This is a genomic window from Dongia sp. (genome assembly GCF_041905885.1).
Classification (GTDB): domain Bacteria; phylum Pseudomonadota; class Alphaproteobacteria; order Dongiales; family Dongiaceae; genus Dongia.
In genome coordinates this window covers 105,454-125,131 of the sequence record NZ_JAYRKD010000014.1, presented here as the reverse complement: position 1 = coordinate 125,131, position 19,678 = coordinate 105,454, and the positions used below count along the sequence as shown (strand labels likewise).

Sequence of the window (19,678 nt, the reverse complement as noted above, 5' to 3'; positions counted from 1 at the left end):
GTCGATTGGGTTGCTAACCGGCTCATTCGGCGACCTTTCGCAATCGCCGTGGCAGCAGGCGCCTGAACCAGGCGCCAATCGCGTTCAGCCCGTCGAAAAGGTGGGCGAGGGGATCCTGGCCGGGCTTGCGGTCAGCTACCCAGAACAGCCAGAGACTGCAGGCCGCGAAGATCGCGCAGGGGACCCAAAGCGCCGGGATCGCATCCAGGGCCTTGCGCCGGACCATGGCTTCGCCGAACTGCAGGACTTCATAATAGAAGATAAGGAACAGCACGCCGACGATCATCCGCACGCTCTTCGACGTGCGCCGCGAGGAAATGCCGACCGGAAATGCCAGGAACGGCAGGAACAGGATCGAGATCGTGCGCACCGCCCGCTCGTGCAATTCGGCGGTGATGTCCTCGATGTCGAGGTAATCCGGTGTGTTGAAATAGAACTTCACCAGCTCGTTGAAGGTGAGCTCGGTTTCCTTCTCGCCGCGCGCCCGGAAGGGCTCGGGCGCAATCGATTCCAGCGGCAGATCGAGCTGGGTGAAGGTCATTGCCCGCGTCGCATCGCCGTTGGCCGAGGTCTCGGAACGGACGCCGTTGTGAAGCCGCAGCACCAGCGAGAAATCGGATTGCTTCTGCAGGTCGCCGCGCTCGGCGGTGAGGATGACGCTGCGGCCGGAATCGTCCTTTTCGTTGACGAAGATCTTGGTGAGCGTGCGGCCGCCATCGGAGATATCGCCGATCAGGATCGTCTTCCCGCCGAAGCCGTTGAAGAAGGCACCGCGCTCGATCGCGGAATCCCACTGCGTGTCGGTGACAAGATGCACCAGCGCCCGGTAGCCGAAGCGGGTGACGGGCTGCAGCCAGCCGAGCAGGTAGGAGCTGATCATCACCAGCACCACCGCCAAGGCGAGGATCGGCACCATCAGCCGCAGCAGCGACATGCCGCTCGCCCGCATCGCGTCGAGTTCGCTCTCGCTGGAGAGCCGCGAACCGGCATAGAGCACGCCAATGAACAGCGCCGCCGGCAGCGCGATGCCGAGATAGAAGGGCACCAGGTTGCCCAGCATCTTCAAGATGATCGAAAGCGGACCGCCGCGGTTGGCGAAGAGATCGAGAAGATGGATCAAGCGCTGCATCAGCAACGCCGCCATCGCGATGCCGACCGCCGCCAGCAGCGGCATCAGCACCCGGCGCAGGATGTAGGTATCGATCAGTCGCATCAGGCGGCGGCCGATGAAGTGGGCGAAGTCAGTGGCGGGTTGGTCTCGCCCAGCAGCACGATCTCGCCGATCGGCGCGAATCCGGAACCGTCGGGCTTGAGCTCGCGCATCGACACGGTGAGCGTCCAGGCGCCGTCGGCGCGCTCGCCGCGCGAAAGGCGATAGATGTGATAGCGCGAGGGGTCGCGGTGATCGCTCACCACTGCCGACGCCGAGGGCACACCGATAATCGGCACCGAGGTGCTCGGCCCCTTCATCCGGCCGAGCTGCGACATGTGCGTATGGCCATGCAGCATCAGCTCGCAGCCGCGTTTGGCGATGATCTCGGCGAGCGGTCCGGCGTCGCGCAGGCTCTTGCGCTTGTAGGCGCCGCCGCCGAACGGCGGATGGTGGATCAGGACGATGCGGAAGGCGCCGGCTTCGCCCAGCTGCTCGAGCATGGCGTCGAGGCGCTGCAACTGGTCGGCGCCGAGCTCGCCGGCGGCGCTGAACGGTCGCGTCGGCAGTGCGGTCGAGACGCCGATCAGCGCCATCCCGCCGATCCGGCGCACGAAGGGGAAGTCGCGCATGTCGCGCGGCGGGCGATCGCCGCCATCGGCATGCCGCCCGGTCATGTATTCATCCCAGCGCCCGGCAGCTTTCAGCCAGGGCAGGGCGACATAGGCATCGTGATTGCCGGGCACCACGGTGACGCGCTCGGCCGGGCCGATCCGCTTCAGGAAGTCATGGGCCTGGGTGAACTCCTCGGGGAGGGCGATGTTGACCAGGTCGCCGGTCACCGCGATATGGTCCGGCTGCTGGGCGGCGAGGTCCTTCGCCAGCACGTCCAGGACCTCGATCCGGTGGATCTTCGAGCGCTTCAGGCGCCAGGAGAGGAAGCCCGTCACCCTTTTCCCGGCGAGCGCCCGCAATCCGGCGCGCGGGAGCGGCCCGATATGCAGATCGGAGATATGGGCGAGAGTCAGGCTCGGCACGCGACCGCCTCGGTTCAGCTTAGACCGGTACATGGTCCTGAACCCGGAATCCGGTCAAGCCTTGATTTTCCTGCGGTAATTCAGGTGGACGCTCGCCCGGCGATAGGGCTATCTCAGGCCCGTAACCGGGGCCCGCGGGGCTGGATTCGTTAACGAATTGAATGAGCGACAGGATTTCCGAACGACCGAGCGTCCGGATCGTGGCGGGCCCGGCCGGCGGAACCACCGGCAGCGGCGCTGAGCCGCGTCGGTTCTGGGGGATGACGGCCCGGGAGCGCCTGGAACGGGCCTTGGCCCGGGCGGGCGCTTCGACCGCATCGGCCGGCCCGGTGCTGATCCGCGACGATTTCATCTTCGATGAGGTGCTGGTTTCGGCGCTGCTGCGGCAGCCGGGCGTCTTGCTGACCGGCGCCGAGGGCGAAGCGGTCGCGGCGCATCTTTCCGATCCCTCCCAAGCCGGGGCGGTCGAAGCGGCCTTGGCGTCCGGCGGCGACGTGCCGGCAGGCTTGCGCCGAGTCGACGCGGCGGGGCTCGCCAGCACCTACAACAAGTCGCTGCGCCGGCGCGCGCCGCCCTACCTGATGCGCGTCGACTCGATGCCGCCGGTCGCGATCGAGCGGCGGATGTTCGACGGCGCCTACAAGGGCGTCACCGATTTCGTGACCAAGCGGGTCTGGCCCTGGCCGGCTTTCCACGTGACCAGGGCCTGCGCCCGGTTCGGCATCTCGCCCAACATGGTGACCGCGGTCAGCCTGCTGCTGGTGCTGCTGGCGATGTGGTTGTTCTGGCAAGGGCACTTCGCGCTCGGTCTCGCCTGCGCCTGGGGCATGTGCTTCCTGGACACGGTCGACGGCAAGCTGGCGCGGGCGACCCTGCGCTCGACGCCCTTCGGCAACGTCTTCGACCACGGCATCGATCTCATTCATCCGCCGTTCTGGTACTGGGCCTGGTATCACGGCCTGGTCGCCGCCAATTACGGCATTGCCGACTCCCTGCTCGTGCTGTCGCTCGGCATCGTGATCGTCGGCTATGTGCTCGGGCGGCTGCAGGAGGGCCTGTTCACCTGGCTGCACGGGATCGAGATCCATATCTGGCGGCCGGTCGATTCCTGGTTCCGTGAGATCACCGCCCGGCGCAATCCCAATCTCTTTATCCTGACCCTGGCGGTGCTCTTCGGCGCGCCGCGCGAGGGCTTCGTGCTGGTCGCGATCTGGACCATCCTCTCCTTCATCTTCCACACCATCCGCATCGTCCAGGCCCAGCTGACGAAATGGACGGGACATCCGCCGGTCTCCTGGCTCGCCGAACCGATCAAGCCATGAGCGCCAAGATCGGCGTCGTCAGCAACGCCCACAGCAATCGCAACCGCACCGGGCTCAAGGAATTTGCGGCGCTGCTGCATGACCATCCGCAGGTGAAGCATCTCGCCTTCCACGACATCTCCGACCTGACCGACTGTCTGCGCGAGATGGCGGCGGCCGGCGTCACGCATCTCTGCATCAGCGGCGGCGACGGGACGGTGCAGGCGGCGATCAGCGCGCTGATCAACGACAAGCCCTTCGCGGCGATGCCGAAGCTCAGCCTGCTCTCCGCCGGCATGACCAACGTGATCGCCCGCGACCTCGGCGAGACCGAGCTGCCGGCACCGCATCTGAAGCGCCTGATCGAGCGGGTCGAAGCCGGCGATCCGGGTCAGACGGTCGAACGCAACGTCATGACCCTCGATCTCTTCGACGGCGGGCCGCCGATCCATGGCTTCCTGCTCGGCGCGATCGCCTTCTACCAGGGCACCATTCTGGGACGCCGCAAGGTGCACGGCATGGGCTTCACCCAGAGCCTGGCCAGCAAGATCGGCATCCTGCTCTCGGTGCTGCGGGTGCTCTGGTACGGACCGGGTGACCGCTCCGGCTTCCACGGCGAGCGCGTGGCCCTGTCGCTCGACGGCAAGGCGGAGCCGCCGCAGGATCTCTTCCTGCTGGTCGCGACCACGCTCACGGGAATCCTCCCCGGCATCAAGCCGTTCTGGGGCCTGGGCCCAGGTCCGATCCGCCTGACCACGATCAGCCATCCGCCCCGCCGCTTCGCCTTTGCAGCACTTCCCGCCTTGCGCGGCAAGCCCAAGCCCTGGATGGAATCGCACGGCTATTGCAGCCGGCGCGCCGACCAGCTTGAGTGCGACCTGGTGACGCCGGTCGTCTTCGACGGCGAGTTCCTGGAGACCGATGGCGGGCCGGGCTTCCGGCTCTCGGTCGGCCCGAAGATCACCTTCACCCGCTACTGAGGGACGATGGCGCAAGCGCTGCGCGAGCTGCTGAGCGAGGAGTTGAACCGTCCGGTCGCCGCGACGGTGACGGCGATCGCCGACGTGCTGCGCGGACGCTACGCGCGCGCCGCGGTCGCGGTGCTGTTCTACGGCTCCTGCCTGCGCTCGCCGGAAGCCGAGCTCGCCGACAACCTGCTCGATTTCTACGTCCTGGTGGACGATTACGGCCGCGCCTATGACAAGCGCTGGCTCGCGGTCGCCAACCGCATCCTGCCGCCCAATGCCTTTTATTGCGAGACGGTCTGGAAGGGGACGCAGATCCGCGCCAAGTATGTGGTGATCTCGCTCGAGGATTTCGCCCGCTTCTGCCGGCCGGAAACACAGAACGTGTCGGTCTGGGCGCGCTATGCGCAGCCGGCGCGGAACATATGGAGCCGAGACGCCGTGACCGCCGACCGCGTCGTGACGGCCTGCATGGATGCGGTGAGGACGATGCTGCGCCGCGCCTGGCCGCTGGAGCCCGCGAGCCGCGATGCCCGCACGCTCTGGATCCGGGCGCTGCGCGAGACCTACGCAGCGGAGCTGCGGCCGGAGGGCGCCGACCGCGCGGTCAAGATCTTCGAAAACGACCAGGCACGTTATGAACGCCTGACACCGCTGGTACTGGAAGAGCTGGGCCAGCCGGAAATGTCAGCGGAGAAAGCCGCCGCGGAGTGGAAGCGCCGCCGCCGGCTCGGCAAGACCTTGAACCTGCTGCGTATCATCAAAGGCATCTTCACCTTCGACGGCGGCCTCGACTACGCGCTGTGGAAGATCAAGCGCCACTCCGGCAAGACCGTCCCGGTCACCGACTGGCAGCGCCGGCATCCGCTGCTGGCGGCGCCGGGGCTTGCTTGGCGGCTCTATCGGATGGGCGCTTTCCGCTAGGCACCGCAGCGGCGCGAAACAATCTTGCGTCTATCGTGCTGTAAAATGCTGCGCTATCAGCGAGTTACCGCACTCTTGACCGGACGCACACAATAGTGTACGGTCTTGGCGACCTCAGGAGTGGCGAGGGAGAATCCATATCCCGCCGCCGCGGGTCCCCCGTAGAACCCATTGTGTCTACTCCGCCGCCTGCTTGTGCGGGACCGACTGGTTGTGGATCACGCGGCTGTAGGCCGACATCTGCGGATTGAAGATGAAGCCCAGCACCACCGCGACCCAGGAGCGGTAGTGGAAGCGGTTGTCGTAGAACTCGCCCGCGACCTTCCTGAGCTTCGGCAGATTGTTCCACGGCACGTTGGCGAAGTCATGATGCTCGACATGGTAGCCCATGTTGAAGCAGAGCTTGTTCAGCGGGCCGTAGTAGGAGTGGGTGTCCTGCTTGCGATCGACTGAATAGTGCTCCTGGATCCAGCGCCCGCCCATCGGGTGCAGGCCGAGCGCGAAGAAGGTCGAGAGCACCAGATAGAGCAGGGCGTACCAGCCGAAGAAATAGACCAGCGCCGCATCGACCGCGATCTGGACCAGCATGTTGGCGGTCATCCAGCCGTCGCCGATCGGCTTGCCGATCAGCATCTTCACCTTCAAGGGGCGCAGCATCTGCGAGATCGAGAGGCCGGCGATCCAGAGCGCCTTCTTCCACCAGGCATTGCCCACCAGCTTGGCCTCGCCGTGCAGCACGATGTCCGGATCGCGCTCGTACTGGCCGAGATATTTGTGGTGCATCAGGTGGTATTTGCGGAAGGCCATGGCGCTCGGCAAAGCCAGCGCGAAGTCGCAGACGATGCCCAGCACCCGATTCCAGACCGCCTTTTCGAAGACGGTGTCGTGGGTGCATTCATGCATCAGCACGTAGAGCGCATGGTTGATCACCGCGCCGACAAAATAGGCGACCAGCAGCATCGCCCACCAGGGCGCCTGGGTGATATTCGCGGCGATCACGAACTGTGCGGCGCCGAGACCCAGGACCCAGGCGGTGGTCCAGGGATTCTTGGCGATCAGCTGGCGCACTTCGGGATGCGCCTTCAGGATGTCCCGGCGGCGCTGGAAGTGCTCGTTGACCTCGTCGGAGTAGGTGAAATCCAGGCTCATGTCCCAATACTGCTACGCGCGGGCGAAGCCCGCCAATTCCAAGGTTGTTTACCAGAAGATGGGTGATTCCGGCCACCCATGATCCGGGACCCATCGTCGCGGGGCCGGGCCGGTTAACGCGAAACCCTGAAAAAAAGTCGGCCAGCACGAGGCTGGCCGACTTCCCCCTAAGCTCGACGTATCCCGGCTATTCGGCAGCGGCCCTGACTTGGCCTGCGCCGTCCTCGGCCGGGATAATGCCGAGCTGACGTCCCACTGTGGTCAATGCTTCGATGACTTTCTCGAGCTGCGCCGTCGTATGCGCCGCGCAGACCGAGCAACGGAGGAGGGCGGTGCCGCTCGGGGTCGCCGGCGGCAGCGCCAGGTTCACGTAGACGCCGGCCTCGAGCAGCCCGTGCCACGCCATGGCGGCGAGCTCCGGGCCGTTGATGTGGACGGCGACCACCGGGCCACGCTGCTTGCCGAGGCGGAAGCCCTTGGCCTGCAGGCCGTCATAGAGCGTGTCCACGTTCTGCCAGAGGCGGTTCATCATCTCCGGCTCGGCGCGGAGCCGGGCGAGAGAGGCGCGCACCGAGGCGACGATCGACGGCGGCAGCGACGCGGTGAACATGTAAGGGCGGCAGGTGACGCGGAGGATGTCGAACTCCGGGTGGTCGGAGATCAGGAAGCCGCCGATCGCACCCATCGACTTGGAGAAGGTGCCGGTCACGAAATCGACGTCGTCATCGACGCCGTCGTGTTCCAAACAACCCCGGCCGGTCTTGCCCATGACGCCCATCGAATGGGCTTCATCGACGAGCAGGTAGGCGCCGTGCTTCTTCTTGACCGCGACGAACTCCTTCAGCGGGGCATGGTCGCCCAGCATCGAGTAGATGCCCTCGACCACGACGATCTTGTTGCCGGGCTCCTTGGAGAGGCGCGCCAGGCGCTTGTCGAGATCGGCCGGGTCGTTGTGCTTGAAGCGGATCACGGTCGCATGGCCGAGGCGGCAGGCGTCGTAGATCGAGGCATGGCTGTCGGCATCGACCAGCAGATAGTCGCCGGGGCCGGCCAGGGTCGAAATCGCGCCGAGATTGGCCTGGTAACCGGTGGTGAACACCATGCAGTGCTTCTTGCCGTAGAAGTCGGCGAGATCCTGCTCCAGCGCCTTGTGGTCTTCGTAGGAACCGTTGGCGATCCGCGAACCCGTGGTTCCGGTGCCGTATTTATCGAGCGAGGCCTTGGCGGCCGCGAGGCTGTCGGCGTCGAAGGTCAGGCCGAGATAGTTGTTGCTGCCGCAAAGGATGGTGTGGCGGCCCTTAATCTCGGCTTCGGTCGAGGAGAGGATGCGATCCATCTTCACGCCGAACGGATCGGCGCCGCAGGCCTTGATCTGGCCATGCGCCGCGCGCAATTCCTGGAACCGGTCGAACAATCCCATCGTTATGCCCCCGCCTTTTCATCGCGGACGGCCTTCGCCAGTTGCCCGACCGTGGTGATCTCCGCGACCATGTTCAGCGGGATCGACACGTCGAATTTGTCTTCGAGCACCATCAGAAGGTCCATAACCGCAAGTGAATCCAGTTTGAGATCGCGGGCGATATCGGTCTCGGCAGTGATGGTCGCGTCCGACTTCTTGAACGGCTGGAGCGCGGTGATGATCTCGGCGAGGAACGGGTCCTCGGTCGGTGCGTCCATGCCCATGATTGCGACTGCAGCCAAAATGCCTTCCGATGTCTCTATTGCCCGGGGACCCCAAACCGCCCCTTGCCCGCGTCGACGTAGGTGACGCTGGCGAGGTCACTTGTCACCCGATTGCGGCGTTTTGGTGAAATGACATTTTGTTTCAATATGTAACAATTGGCCCGAATCAAGGACTTGCGAGCCGCATTTCGTATGGCACTTGGTTAACGCATCCAACCTATAGCGCGATACCAAGCCAGGGTGTCCGCGAAACCTTTTGTGATGTCGAAGGCCGGTTTCCAACCGGTCTTCGTTTCCAGGCGCGGCCCCCGGGCGGCCCAGTCGGGGTGGTAGAGCTCCGGCACCTTGGCGAAGGAGAGCGCGGTCAGTGAACCGGCGAACCGGCGGTGCAGTTCCACGCCGGCGGCGATCGCGGTCAGCAGGGGCCTGGGAACGCGGATCATCCGGACCGGACGGGCCAGCGCAGCGGACAATCCGGCGCCGATCTCAGCCCAGGCATAGCCGCCGGCATGGCCGTCATCCAGCTCATAGACCGGGTCGAGACCCGTGGCTTCCACGGCGGCCACGATCGCGGCGGCGAGGTCGGCGCCATGGATCAGGGAAACCCGGCTCTGCGGCGCGGCCGGATAGGCGCAGAGCCCGAGCGAAGCGGCCTTGAACATCGGGAAGATCTCGCTGTCGCCCGGGCCGTAGACCGCGGGGGGACGGATGATGGTGAGCCGCGCCGGGTTCGGCAGCGACTTGATCGCGTCCTCGCCGCCCCGCTTGCTGGCGCAATAGGGCGAGAGGCCGGGCTCCCGGGCCGCCAGGGACGAGACATGGATCACGCGCAGGTCCGGCGCGGCTTCGCTCAGTGCCGCCGCGACATGCCGCGTGCCCTCGACATTGACCTTGTGAAACTGGGCGGCGTGGCGGGCCTTGATGATGCCGGCGACATGGATGACCGCGTCGACTCCGCCGACCAGTCGCTGCAGCGCCGCCTGATCGTCTAGGTCGCCCAGCACGACTTCCAGCGGCCGGTCGGGCGTCAGCGCGGTGATCGGCATGCGGCGCGCGAGGATGCGGACCTGATGGCCATTGGCGGTCAGCCGGCGGATGACATGCGACCCGACAAAACCGGTCGCCCCGGTGACGGCGACCCGCATCATGGCGTCAAGCCGAGGCCGCCTCGGCGCGGGCGTAGACCCCGGCGAGGAAGTTGGCCTTGGCCTTGGCCCGGCTCAATTTGCCGGAGGAAGTCTGCGGCAGACCGTGCGGCGGCACCAGGACGACACTCGCCTCGACCGCCATCGACTTTTGCAGCACGGCGGCGACCTCGCGCTGCAGCTTGGCGCGGGCTTCCGGATCGCTGTTGCGGCACTGCACCAGGATCACGATGCGCTCGGCATCTTCCTCATCCGGGTTCTCGACCGAGATCGCGGCGACGTCGCCGCGGCGCAGCTCGGCGACGCCGTCCTCCGCCGCCCATTCCAGATCCTGCGGCCAGATGTTGCGGCCGTTGAGGATGATGAGATCCTTGGCCCGGCCGGTGATCACGATCTGCCCGTTCAGCAGATAACCGCGATCGCCGGTGTCCAGCCAACCCTCAGGCGACAGTGTCTCGCGGGTCAGCTCCGGCTGGTTGTAATAGCCGCGCATGACGCTGGGGCCGCGGAAGAAGATTCGGCCGATCCGGCGCTCCGGCAGCGGGTTTCCGGCCGCGTCGCGGACCTCGATCTCATGCCCGGGCAAAGCGGGGCCGTTGGCGATGAAGCCGCGGGATTGGGGTCCGGCTTCGGCCGGCTCGGCGCGGTCGCGCTCCAGCCCCTCGCGCGAGATGTGATCCAGCGTGTACAGGTCCTCGAGCGGCGCGAAGCTCATGGCGAGCGTGGTCTCCGCCATGCCGTAGCTCGGGCAGAAGGCGGTCTCGCGGAAGCCGAACGCGTTGAAGGCATCGGCAAACCGGCGCAGCACCGCCGGCTGCACCATGTCACCACCGATCCCGGCCGCGCGCCAGGACGAGAGGTCGCCCTTGAACTCGGTGCCGTCCCGCAGACGGCGGACGCAGAGGTCGTAGCCGAAACTGGGTGAGTAGGCGAGGGTGCCGCGGTGCTCGGAGAGCAGGTTCAGCCAGGTCAGCGACCGCCGGGCGAAATCGCGGGTCGTGAGGTAGTCCACCGATAGCTGGTTCAGCATCGGCGACAGCATGAACCCGACCAGGCCCATGTCGTGGTAGAACGGCAGCCAGGAAGCGCAGCGATCGCCGCCGCGCACCTGGAGCCCGTGATTGCCGATCCCATAGGCATTGGCCATCAACACGCTCTGCGGAATATCGATGCCCTTCGGAAAGCGCGTGCTGCCAGAGGAATACTGCAGATAGCTGGGCTCGTTCTTGGCGAACGGATTCAGATCGGCGCCGCCGGTGGGCAGTTCGGCGAAATCGGCGCTGCCGCCCACGAGCGTGAGGTCAAGTCCCTCCGCCGCTTCGCGCAGGAAGGGAAGGAGATCATCCGGCGCCCAGGCGAGCCTGGCGCCGCAGCCTTCGATCTGATGCTTGAGCTGCTCGACATAGGCGGCCCGGCCGCCGAGGCTGGTCGGGATGGCGACCGGCACGGGAATGAGGCCGGCATATTGGGTCGCCATGAAGGTCACGCAGAAGTCGGGCGTGGTGTCGGCCACCATCACCATCCGCTCGCCGCGCGGCAGGCCGAGCGCGGCCAGGCGCTGGGCCAGATCGCGGGCGCGTTCGCGCAATTCGCGGAAGGTCAGGACCTGCTTCAGCTCACCGCGCGCGGTGAAGAAGTTGAATCCGGTGTCGCCGCGGGCCGCATAGTCGAGGCCCTCCCAAAGCGTTTCGAAATCAGCCCGTCGCAGCGCCAGATTGGCGCTGCTCGTGGGCGTTGCCGTCAGTGTCATAGTGAACCTTGGGGGACCTTTGGTCGCACCGATGATAATATGCCGCACAAATGGTAGATTGCGGAGGGGCGGCACGGCCCCTAGGATTTGTGTGTGCATAGCAAATGTCCGGTGCGATCTCAAGGCGCGCGAGCGAGCCTGAATGGCGCCTGACCCGAGGGGAGGGCCGCGCCCGAAGCGGCCGAAATGACGAATGAAGACGTCGGATCTGCATCTCGCTGACAGCGGCGGCAACGGGGCGGGCGGTACGCTGCGCACCCTGTTCGGCCTCGACTGGCTCGGCGCCAAATCCAAGAAGAAGGGCAAGTTCAAGGCGGGGACTCATCCCTCGGCCGGCGGTCAGCCCGATTCCAAGACCAAGGTCAGCCAGAACGTGGCCGATGTGCTGAAACTGCTGCGCGCCGACGGTGCGCGCCGTATCGGTGTGTTCGGCGATCGCGGCTTTGCCGATCTGATGGCGGCACAGGCCGCGGACATGAGCCAGGTCTGGCTCTCCACCGACTTCGTCTCCGACATCCCGGCCGGCGCCCGGCGCTTCTGCCGCGAGGCGCTGAGCGGCCTCGATGCCATCGTGGTCGGCGGCGGCGATATCGGAACCCGGTTCCGCTTCGCCGTGCGCGAGGTCGGCGCGCATGCGCCGACCTTGCCGGTGCACTGGGTCGCGGAGAACTGGGAGTTCTGCGGCGGCACCGCGGCCGTCCCGGTCGAGATCGATGATGTCGATGCACTCGTCTTCAATCACTTCGAAGAATTCTTCGGCATCAAGGACAATCTGCAGTTCCGCTTCGAGGTGATCGCCGAGAGCGGCATCAAGCGCAGCTATCGCGTCCTCGGCCCGAACCAGTCGGTGGCGCTCAACCTCAACGAGCTGGCCGGCGTCGGCGCCGATGGCCGGCGCGAAGGCCCGGTCTGCCTCAAGATCTGGGTCGCGCATCCCTTCCTCACCCGTGGGCGCCATTATCGCTTCCGGATCTGCGGCGACGTGTTCTGGAAGGACTCCTTCACGATCATTCACGGCTCGCACCAGTTCTTCAAGAATCCGAACCGGCTGCAGGAGTTCCGCCTGATCGATTCGGTGGTGCGCGAGCGCGGCCATGTGCTGATCACGGTGCCGAACTACGATCTCGACATGGGGCCGAACGACGGGATCGCGGTCGGCTCGGGCGACGGCAAGCTGCAGCAGCGCCGTTCGCGCAAGCGTCCGGTCGAGGTGGTCGATTTCGAGCGCCGGCCGAAGCACGGGAACGGGCGAGAATATTTCGCGGCCGCTTATCACGGCTATGGCACCTCGTTCTGGTATGCGCTGGAAGAGGGCCTGCCGGGCAAGCAGGGCAGCATCGCCGCCAACCACCTCTGCCGCGTCGGTGTCGATGACCGCAGCGACATCGTCTTCAAGCCGGAAGAGCGCGACATCGTCGAGAAGGCGATTGCGGCGGGCTTCCTGATCAATCCGGTCGCGTTGCCGGTGCGCTGGGGCCAGGAGGACTTGAGCTTCGGCTTCAACTTCGACGCCTCGAACCCGCCTTTCGCGGATTATCTGGTGCGCTTCTTCGACAAGGCCGGCAAGGCGCTGGGTGATTACGCCTATCACAAGGACTTCGTCGGCGCGGCCCTGATCGAGGATGTGGTGCGGCAGTGGAATGGTGCCGATGCCGCCAAGGTCGCGACCGCGCTGGTGGCGCCGGATCACCTGAAGATCGGCCTGGCGCCGCAGCGCCTGGTGACGACCTCCGACATGCTGGTGCGGCACCTGAAGACCGGCGACCAGGACTACACCGAGTTCCAGAACTCCTGGCGCAATCTCGGCGCGATCGTGCCGACCCTGCCGCATTGGCTGCATCCCTCGATCGGCGTGATCGGCCGCACCAACGTGATCGGCCGGGTCCGCACCAAGGGCGGCTACCGCACCGGCGTCTACGTGGTGAACGCCAGCGGCAACCTCGCCTATGACATGCCGGCCGATATCGAGATCAGCGCGATCAACAATGCCGGCCGCCGGCTGTCGCATTACCTGACCCTGCCGGCCTTCGGCTCCGAGGTGGTCTGGCTGGACGATGTGCTGCCGGACCTCGCGCGGCATCTCGGCCCGAGCGGCATCGCCACGCTCCAGGTGAAGTCGGCGGATGCGGACCTCAATGCCCATGTGCTCGGAGTCTCGCCGCAGGGGGCTATTGGCCTGCAGCATCTTTGGGGCTACTGATCGCGGCATGGGCGATCTGATCGGAGACTTCCGGCGCCGTATGGCGCCGGTTTCGTTAAGGCTGTGGCCGGGGCTGGGCAATCCGGCCTGGAACTCGGTCGGCGCCGCGCGCCTGTTCGGCGGCGGGCTCAAGGTCGCATTGGACCCGGCGCGGGTGCTCCGGAAGATCGACGCGGAGGCCGCCGCTGCGCTGCGCGGCAAGTTCCTGGTGGATGGGCTCGACGGGTTGCCGGCGTCGCCGGTTGCCGATCTTTACACCCACCGCGACATGGAGGATATCGCGCGATATGGTGCCGATTGGCGCGCGACTCGGCTGGGGCAATGGCTGCTGGCCTGTCTCGCTGCCGGGCGGCCACCCTTCGTCCGCGGCCGCTTCATCACCAACGAAGCCGAGATCGAAGCCTATTATCGTGGCTATCTGACGATGTTCGAAAGCATGCGCGACCACGGCTATCGCTATGACGGCGACGACCATATGTGCTTCGGCCTCGGCGCCGAAGGCGCGGTCGTGCTGGTCCGCCGCGGCACGCACCGACTCGCCGCGGCGCATATCCTCGGCCTCAGGCAAGTGACCGGCCTGGTGACCAAGATCGACCGGCGCTTCGCGGAGGCCGCGGTCCGCAAAGCACCGGGTCTCTCGGTGCCGCAGGCGATCCGCAAAGGCGTTGAGGCGGCGGCGGCATGAAGAACGCGTTCCGCATCTTCTTCTACAAGGGCTGGAAGCGCGAGCTGCTGATCATCGGCATCGTGCTGCTGACCGGCGCGGTCGAGGGCATCGGCATCGCCAGCCTTTGGCCGCTGCTCGGCCAGATTTCCGGCGGCACCGCCGAAACCTCCCATTCCATGGGCAACACCATCGTCGTCGCGCTGGATTACCTCGGCCTGCCGCAATCGGTGGAAGTCCTGCTGGGCGTGATCGCGGTGATCTCGCTGCTGCGCTTTGCCTTGACCGTGACCGCGACCAACTTCATCGGCCGGTCGGTGGCCCAGGTCGCGACCGGGCTGCGGCTGCGCCTGATCAATGCCGCGGTGCGCGCCCGCTGGTCGTTCTTCACCACGCAGCCGAATGCCCGCTTTACCACCGCGATCGGTTCCGACGGCACGCGGGCGGCGCAGGCCTATCGCTCCGCCGGCAACGTGATCGCCTTCTCCGCCAAGACGCTGGTCTATCTCGGCATGGCCTTCTGGGTGTCCTGGCAGTTCTTCCTGGCCGGGATCGCGGTCGTGGCGCTGCTTTGGCTGGCGGTCAGCCGCTTCATGAAGCAGGCGCGCACGGCGGGCCGCGGCAAGAGCAAGCAGACCCTCGCCCTCAACAAAGGCATCACCGACGCGCTGACCAACATCAAGGCGCTGAAGGCGATGAACCGGCATGGCTTCATCGCCCAGGCATTCCGACGCAACGTGCAGGCGCTGCGCGACGCACTCGAAGCCGAGACCTACAGCGAGGCCATGGTGCGCGCGATCCAGGAGCCGATCCTGATCCTGTTCCTGATGGGCGGCATCTACGCCCAGCACACCCTGTTCGGCATGTCGATCCAGCAGATCCTGGGCTCGATCATGGTGCTGTTCCTGCTGTCGCGGGCGATCGGCGACGTGCGCAGCGCGATGCAGCGGACGATGGTCGAATCGTCGGCCTTCTGGGCGCTGACCGGGCTGATCGAAGAGACCGAGGCCGAGGCGGAGCCCGTGCATGGCGGCAAGCAACCGCGCATGGACCAGGGAATCCGGATCGACGCGGTCACCTTCGGCTACGGCGACAAGGCGATCCTGAACGACGTCGCCGTCGAAGTTCCCCCGCATGCCGTCACCACGGTGATCGGATCGTCGGGCGCCGGCAAGACCACCATCGCCGATGTCCTGGTCGGCTTGAACCGGCCCGACAAGGGCAAGGTGATGGTCGGCGACACCGACCTCGAGGAGATCGACACCATCGCCTGGCGGCGCCAGCTCGGCTACATCCCGCAGGAGACCGTGCTGTTCAACGACAGCATCGCCAACAACGTGACCTTGGGCGACGAGACGATCAGCCAGGAGAGCGTGATTGCGGCCTTGAAGGCCGCCGATGCCTGGGATTTCGTCCAAGCGCTGCCGGGCGGCATCGACTACGTGATCGGCGTGCGCGGCAGCCTGCTGTCCGGCGGCCAGCGCCAGCGCCTGTCGATTGCCCGGGCGCTCTGCAACGATCCGCAATTCCTGATCCTCGACGAAGCGACCAGCGCGCTCGACCGCGAGACCGCGGTCGAGATCGCCAACGGCATCCGCAAGCTGATCGGCGAGAAGACCATCCTCGCCATCACTCACCAGCCGATCTGGGTCGATGCCGCGGACCGCGTCTACGAAATGCGCGCCGGCGTCGTGAAGGCCGCGGAACCTACGGTTTCGCGAAAGCCAAAGTCGGCGTGAACTCTCCGCCGTCGCTGGTCTCGACCGCGCCCTCGACCACGCGATAGACCCGGTCGGCGATGGTCACCCAGGCCGGCTGGTGGGTGATCGCCAGCACCGTGAGCTTCCCGGCCTGGTCGCGCACCGTCTGGCAGATTTCCGCCTCGGTTTCCGGATCGAGCGCGCTGGTCGCCTCGTCGAGGATGAGCAAAGCGGGGCGGTGCACCAGCGCCCGGGCCAGCGCGATGCGCTGGCGCTGGCCGCCGGACAGCATCGCGCCGCGCTCGCCGACCGGCGCGTGGATGCCTTCGGGCAACTCGCCGATGAACCCCATGCAGCCGGCATCCTCCAGCGCGGACCGGACCTCCGCTTCGGTGATCGCCGGATCGCCCAGCGCGATGTTGTCGTAGATCGTGCCGTTGAACAGCAGCACTTCCTGCGGCACATAACCGACCATGCTGCGCCAGCGCTGCAGGTCGATCTCGTCGAGCGGCACGCCGTCGAGCGTCACCCGTCCGGAATCCACCAGGAACAGGCCGAGCAGCAGGTCGGCGATGGTGGTCTTGCCGGAGCCGGATTCGCCGATCAGCGTGGTGATCTGCCCGGCCGGGATCTCCAGCGAGACATCCTTCAGCACCGGCTTCACGCCATAGGAGAAAGTGACCCGGTCGAAGCGGCAGGCGTCCTTGAGGGTCGGGACCTTGGTTCCGGAGAAGGTCTCGGCGGCCTCTCGCGCCTCGTTGATGGTGGATTGCAGCGACCAGTAGAAGCTCTCCGAGGACGCGGTCTCCTGGATCGCCCGCTGCACGGTCGAGACGTTGACCATCAGCCGGATCACGATGATGCCGGAGACCAGCATGGCGCTCAAATCGAGGCCGAGGATGCGGTAGCAGATCCAGGCCGCAACCACCATGAACAGGTTGATCAAGAGGTCCGGCAGCGCATTGGCGAGCTGCTGGTAGAACACCAGGTCGTACATGCTGCGGCGGATGATCCGGGTCTCCTTGGTGAGCCCCTTGATCAGCGTTTCGTGCCGTGACATCGCCTTCAACGGCTTGAAGCCGGTGATCACGTCGCCGAAATCGCTCAGCAGGCCGCGCATGGCGAGCTGTTGGTTGCGGCCCGCCCGGCGCCCGGCGCGGGTGAAGTAGCGGTTGATCAGGCCGAGGCCGACGCCCAGCACGATGGCGACGATCGCCGCGCGCCAGTCGATCATCAGGCCGACCACGCAATAGATCACCGCGCGGATCAGCGCCGCGAGCACCGTCAGCGAGGTGCGATAGACATAGGCGCCCCAGATCGCCTCGACCGAAACCGCGGAGGTGAAGCGGCCGATCGGGTTGACGGTGAAATAGGACCAGCGCGCCTGCAGCAGCCGGTCCAGCACCTCGTTCCGGAGCTCGCTGGCAATCTCCGCCACCATGCGGCCGATGAAGCGCGAGGTCTGCTGCGAGATCGCCGCGCGGAGCAGCATGCAGACGGCGAACACCAGGACCAGGGCGCCGAGGCTATGCGGCAGGTGCAGGAAATCCAGCACCCCGAAGACGATCCGCTCCGGGAGCTTGAGCGGTCCGGGCTGGGGCTTGTCGATCACCTGCAGGATCGGCAGCAGGATGGTGATGCCGAGGCCCTCGATGAAGCCGGACACCACCAGCGCGAGGCTCAAAGGGATCTGCCGCCACAGACCATGCTTCCTGAGCACCCGGAAGGCGTTGGCGAGGGCCGAGGAGCTGAGGGCTTCGTCTTCTGTCATTGGACGGCGAATCGACGCCGGAACCTTTCGGGGCATGCCGCTGAACGGGCAGGGTTACTTAACACCGGCCGCCTGCTTGTCAACCGCGCCCGCCCGCACACACGAGCCTATGATTTCAACGGCTTTTTTGCGGCAAAACCGCGCATTTTCCGTGGGTTGGATTGCGCTTCGCCCGGGGCGAACCTATCATGCGCCCCAACAGGCTGGACCGGAACGCCGGGCGGCCCCCAATCGGGGAAGGGATGGTTCGGGGTGGACTATAAAGTCTTCATTCAGACGAACGACGAGCAGTATCTGGGTGCCCTGGTCGCGGCCTATGCGCTGAAGCGCAACAGCAAGCACGCCGACAAGTTCTCGGTCGAGATCATGCATTACAAGGACTACCCCTGGCTGAAGGCCAAGGCGGGGCAGCCCTTCCTGCGCGGCGCCGAGCGCCGGATCTGGAAATACGAGGACCTGCAATCCTTCACGCCGACCCGTTTCACGCCGCCCAAGGCGATGGGCTACCAGGGCCGCGCCGTGGTGATCGACCCGGACTGCTTCGCGATCGGCGACGTCTGGGAATTGCTCACCCGCGACATGCAGGGCAAGGCGCTGATGTGCCGCTGGCGCCCCGCCTTCAAGGACCTCGAGGGTTATCGCGCTTCGAGTGTGATGTTGCTGGACAATGCCAAGCTGACCCATTGGGACGCCGAGCAGACCTTCAACGAGCTCTTCGAGTTCAAGAAGGATTACATGAAGTGGATCAAGCTGGAATACGAGCCGGACGAGACCGTCGGCCTGCTCGAGCCGGAATGGAACGACTTCGACAAGCTGACCCCGGCGACCAAGATCCTGCACAACACCTATCGCCGCACCCAGCCCTGGAAGACCGGCCTGCCGGTCAGCTTCACGGTGCGGATGAAGCCGGACAAGCCGAAGTCCTTTCCGGCCAACATCGTGAAGGCGGTGAAGAGCCTGGTGAAGGAAAAGAAGCCGGATACCTACCAGCCGCATCCGGATCCGGCCCAGGAGGCGCTGTTCTTCGGCCTGGTCCGCGAATGCCTGGAGAAGGGCATCATCGACCTCGACCTGGTGAAGCGGGAGATGGCGGCGAATCATGTGCGGCACGATGCGCTGGAACTGGTCCAGAGGCGCGCGGCTTGATTCTTGCGGCGGCGGATTGACGCTGCGACCGGGAATGATCTGGCGGCAGCACGAACGCCGGGCCTAGCGTTCGGCATCGTGTGAAACGCGCAGGGTGGAGAGAAAGATGTCGGCAGCGATGGCGGCGAGCGCAGCACAGGAGACGGCCCCGGTGATGGGCGTGCCGCATCTGCTCTCGGATGTGCGGGTCGAGGACGTGTTCGACGACCCCTACGCGCATTACACCCGGCGCAACGTGGTGCCTGCGGATGTCTATGCCGCGCTCGAAGCGGAGTTTCCCACCCTCGACACGATCCTCGGCGGCCGCCCGGCGGCCAGCAACCAGGCCGTCCGGATGACGGTGAAGCAGGTCCTGAACGACCGCCGCATCTCGCCGCTCTGGCGCGAGTTCTTCGAGTATCACACCTCGGGGGACTATTGGCGCGACGTGGTGCGCCTGTTCGGCGATCGCTTCCGCCGCGCCTTCCCGGGCCTCGAGGAGCGGATCGGCCGGCGCTACGAGGATTGGCGGGTGGTGCCGCGCGGCTTCGCCGGCGAGGCCGACCTCCATCTCGATTGCCAGTTCGTGATGAACACGCCGGTGACCGAGGTCAGCAGCGTGAAGACCGCGCATGTCGATCTCTGCGACAAGATCTTCAGCGCGCTGTTCTATTTCCGCGAAGCCGGCGACAGCACGCCGGGCGGCGACTTCGAGGTCTACCGCTGGCGCCGCAGCCCGCGCTTCGTCAAGCATCGCAGCCTCAACCGCGACGTCGAGATGGTGAAGATCGTCCAGTACGAGGCGAACACCTATGCCTGCTTCCTCAATTCGGAGCAGGCGGTGCACGGCGTCAGCCCGCGCGGCATCACCAACGTGCCCCGGCGCTACATCAACTTCATCGCCGAACTGCCGATGAAGGCCTTCGAGCCGAAGCAGCTCAACGCCTGGCAGCGGCTCTGGTACGCCAACGACGTCAAGGCGGCGGCCCAGGACGAGCGGTACTAGCCCGGACCGCAATTCCCGACAACGGACGGCTCAGGTCCAAGGCGGCGCCTTTGGCTCGCTAACCCATTGCCGCAAAACGTCAAACGCCTGAAGGCGGTCGAAAGCGAT

16 protein-coding genes are annotated in these 19,678 nt (G+C 65.9%); 8 read left to right on the top strand and 8 right to left on the bottom strand.

The genetic code is table 11. From position 1 onward, the window contains the following. Window positions 1-22: 22 nt before the first annotated feature. Entirely contained in the window at window positions 23-1,213 is a 1,191-nt protein-coding gene (gene lptF, locus ACH2CY_RS15755) for an LPS export ABC transporter permease LptF (protein WP_395020255.1), read from the bottom strand. Next, window positions 1,213-2,187 (bottom strand): metallophosphoesterase family protein, encoded by a 975-nt coding sequence (locus ACH2CY_RS15750; protein ID WP_395020254.1) that lies wholly within the window; start codon window positions 2,185-2,187, stop codon window positions 1,213-1,215. The genes lptF and ACH2CY_RS15750 overlap by 1 nt, the downstream gene beginning before the upstream one ends. A 161-nt stretch (window positions 2,188-2,348) precedes the next feature. Here ACH2CY_RS15750 and ACH2CY_RS15745 point away from each other — a divergent pair, with 161 nt between their 5' ends. Genes ACH2CY_RS15745 through ACH2CY_RS15735 form a run of 3 tightly spaced genes read left to right on the top strand, consistent with a single transcriptional unit; the run spans window position 2,349 to window position 5,377 of the window. Then, complete coding sequence (locus ACH2CY_RS15745; protein WP_395020253.1) at window positions 2,349-3,509, top strand: CDP-alcohol phosphatidyltransferase family protein; 1,161 nt, start codon at window positions 2,349-2,351, stop codon at window positions 3,507-3,509. Next, the gene (locus tag ACH2CY_RS15740; RefSeq protein ID WP_395020252.1) at window positions 3,506-4,468 is read left to right on the top strand and encodes a diacylglycerol/lipid kinase family protein; all 963 of its coding nucleotides are present in this window, start codon (window positions 3,506-3,508) and stop codon (window positions 4,466-4,468) included. Before ACH2CY_RS15745 ends, ACH2CY_RS15740 begins: the two co-directional genes overlap by 4 nt. A 6-nt stretch (window positions 4,469-4,474) precedes the next feature. After that, window positions 4,475-5,377, top strand: a complete 903-nt coding sequence (locus ACH2CY_RS15735; RefSeq protein WP_395020251.1) for a hypothetical protein — start codon at window positions 4,475-4,477, stop codon at window positions 5,375-5,377. 177 nt (window positions 5,378-5,554) lie between these two features. On the opposite strand, the gene ACH2CY_RS15730 is transcribed toward ACH2CY_RS15735, so the two are convergent. The 5 genes from ACH2CY_RS15730 to ACH2CY_RS15710 all read right to left on the bottom strand — a co-directional run bounded on the left by ACH2CY_RS15730 (window position 5,555) and on the right by ACH2CY_RS15710 (window position 11,104). Continuing rightward, window positions 5,555-6,526: a fatty acid desaturase gene (locus ACH2CY_RS15730; RefSeq protein WP_395020250.1), complete on the bottom strand. Its 972-nt coding sequence runs from the start codon at window positions 6,524-6,526 to the stop codon at window positions 5,555-5,557. A gap of 187 nt (window positions 6,527-6,713) precedes the next feature. Next, complete coding sequence (gene spt, locus ACH2CY_RS15725) at window positions 6,714-7,946, bottom strand: serine palmitoyltransferase (protein WP_395020249.1); 1,233 nt, start codon at window positions 7,944-7,946, stop codon at window positions 6,714-6,716. A 2-nt stretch (window positions 7,947-7,948) separates the two neighbouring features. Continuing rightward, window positions 7,949-8,227 carry an acyl carrier protein gene (locus ACH2CY_RS15720; RefSeq protein WP_395020248.1) on the bottom strand — a complete coding sequence of 93 codons (279 nt, stop codon included), beginning with the start codon at window positions 8,225-8,227 and terminating at the stop codon, window positions 7,949-7,951. A gap of 185 nt (window positions 8,228-8,412) precedes the next feature. Continuing rightward, a complete protein-coding gene (locus ACH2CY_RS15715) occupies window positions 8,413-9,357 on the bottom strand; it encodes an NAD-dependent epimerase/dehydratase family protein (RefSeq protein ID WP_395020247.1) in 945 nt (314 codons plus the stop codon). Between the two features lie 4 nt (window positions 9,358-9,361). Then, window positions 9,362-11,104, bottom strand: coding sequence for a fatty acyl-AMP ligase (locus tag ACH2CY_RS15710; protein ID WP_395020246.1), 1,743 nt, complete (start codon window positions 11,102-11,104; stop codon window positions 9,362-9,364). Window positions 11,105-11,297: 193 nt separating this feature from the next. Between ACH2CY_RS15710 and ACH2CY_RS15705 the strand changes: the two genes are divergently transcribed. The 3 genes from ACH2CY_RS15705 to ACH2CY_RS15695 are packed head-to-tail and all read left to right on the top strand — an operon-like array spanning window position 11,298 to window position 15,707. Next, complete coding sequence (locus ACH2CY_RS15705; RefSeq protein WP_395020245.1) at window positions 11,298-13,304, top strand: hypothetical protein; 2,007 nt, start codon at window positions 11,298-11,300, stop codon at window positions 13,302-13,304. A 7-nt stretch (window positions 13,305-13,311) separates the two neighbouring features. After that, window positions 13,312-13,989 carry a hypothetical protein gene (locus tag ACH2CY_RS15700; protein ID WP_395020244.1) on the top strand — a complete coding sequence of 226 codons (678 nt, stop codon included), beginning with the start codon at window positions 13,312-13,314 and terminating at the stop codon, window positions 13,987-13,989. Continuing rightward, window positions 13,986-15,707: an ABC transporter ATP-binding protein gene (locus ACH2CY_RS15695; RefSeq protein ID WP_395020243.1), complete on the top strand. Its 1,722-nt coding sequence runs from the start codon at window positions 13,986-13,988 to the stop codon at window positions 15,705-15,707. Before ACH2CY_RS15700 ends, ACH2CY_RS15695 begins: the two co-directional genes overlap by 4 nt. On the opposite strand, the gene ACH2CY_RS15690 is transcribed toward ACH2CY_RS15695, so the two are convergent. Beyond that, window positions 15,676-17,439, bottom strand: a complete 1,764-nt coding sequence (locus ACH2CY_RS15690; protein ID WP_395020242.1) for an ABC transporter ATP-binding protein — start codon at window positions 17,437-17,439, stop codon at window positions 15,676-15,678. The two genes, ACH2CY_RS15695 and ACH2CY_RS15690, sit on opposite strands and share 32 nt — an antisense overlap. Window positions 17,440-17,691: 252 nt before the next feature. Between ACH2CY_RS15690 and ACH2CY_RS15685 the strand changes: the two genes are divergently transcribed. After that, window positions 17,692-18,585: a hypothetical protein gene (locus ACH2CY_RS15685; RefSeq protein ID WP_395020241.1), complete on the top strand. Its 894-nt coding sequence runs from the start codon at window positions 17,692-17,694 to the stop codon at window positions 18,583-18,585. Between the two features lie 106 nt (window positions 18,586-18,691). After that, on the top strand, window positions 18,692-19,570 hold the full coding sequence (locus ACH2CY_RS15680; RefSeq protein WP_395020240.1) for a hypothetical protein: 879 nt from the start codon (window positions 18,692-18,694) through the stop codon (window positions 19,568-19,570). Window positions 19,571-19,678: the final 108 nt, after the last annotated feature.

What these genes read in the sequence shown, in the direction of transcription:
- ACH2CY_RS15710 (WP_395020246.1), bottom strand. Translation starts at nt 11,104, where the DNA reads ATGACACTGACGGCAACGCCCACGAGCAGCGCCAATCTGGCGCTGCGA.
- spt (WP_395020249.1), bottom strand. Translation starts at nt 7,946, where the DNA reads ATGGGATTGTTCGACCGGTTCCAGGAATTGCGCGCGGCGCATGGCCAG.
- ACH2CY_RS15715 (WP_395020247.1), bottom strand. Translation starts at nt 9,357, where the DNA reads ATGATGCGGGTCGCCGTCACCGGGGCGACCGGTTTTGTCGGGTCGCAT.
- ACH2CY_RS15695 (WP_395020243.1), top strand. Translation starts at nt 13,986, where the DNA reads ATGAAGAACGCGTTCCGCATCTTCTTCTACAAGGGCTGGAAGCGCGAG.
- ACH2CY_RS15730 (WP_395020250.1), bottom strand. Translation starts at nt 6,526, where the DNA reads ATGAGCCTGGATTTCACCTACTCCGACGAGGTCAACGAGCACTTCCAG.
- ACH2CY_RS15740 (WP_395020252.1), top strand. Translation starts at nt 3,506, where the DNA reads ATGAGCGCCAAGATCGGCGTCGTCAGCAACGCCCACAGCAATCGCAAC.
- ACH2CY_RS15700 (WP_395020244.1), top strand. Translation starts at nt 13,312, where the DNA reads ATGGGCGATCTGATCGGAGACTTCCGGCGCCGTATGGCGCCGGTTTCG.
- lptF (WP_395020255.1), bottom strand. Translation starts at nt 1,213, where the DNA reads ATGCGACTGATCGATACCTACATCCTGCGCCGGGTGCTGATGCCGCTG.
- ACH2CY_RS15690 (WP_395020242.1), bottom strand. Translation starts at nt 17,439, where the DNA reads ATGACAGAAGACGAAGCCCTCAGCTCCTCGGCCCTCGCCAACGCCTTC.
- ACH2CY_RS15735 (WP_395020251.1), top strand. Translation starts at nt 4,475, where the DNA reads ATGGCGCAAGCGCTGCGCGAGCTGCTGAGCGAGGAGTTGAACCGTCCG.
- ACH2CY_RS15705 (WP_395020245.1), top strand. Translation starts at nt 11,298, where the DNA reads ATGAAGACGTCGGATCTGCATCTCGCTGACAGCGGCGGCAACGGGGCG.
- ACH2CY_RS15680 (WP_395020240.1), top strand. Translation starts at nt 18,692, where the DNA reads ATGTCGGCAGCGATGGCGGCGAGCGCAGCACAGGAGACGGCCCCGGTG.
- ACH2CY_RS15745 (WP_395020253.1), top strand. Translation starts at nt 2,349, where the DNA reads ATGAGCGACAGGATTTCCGAACGACCGAGCGTCCGGATCGTGGCGGGC.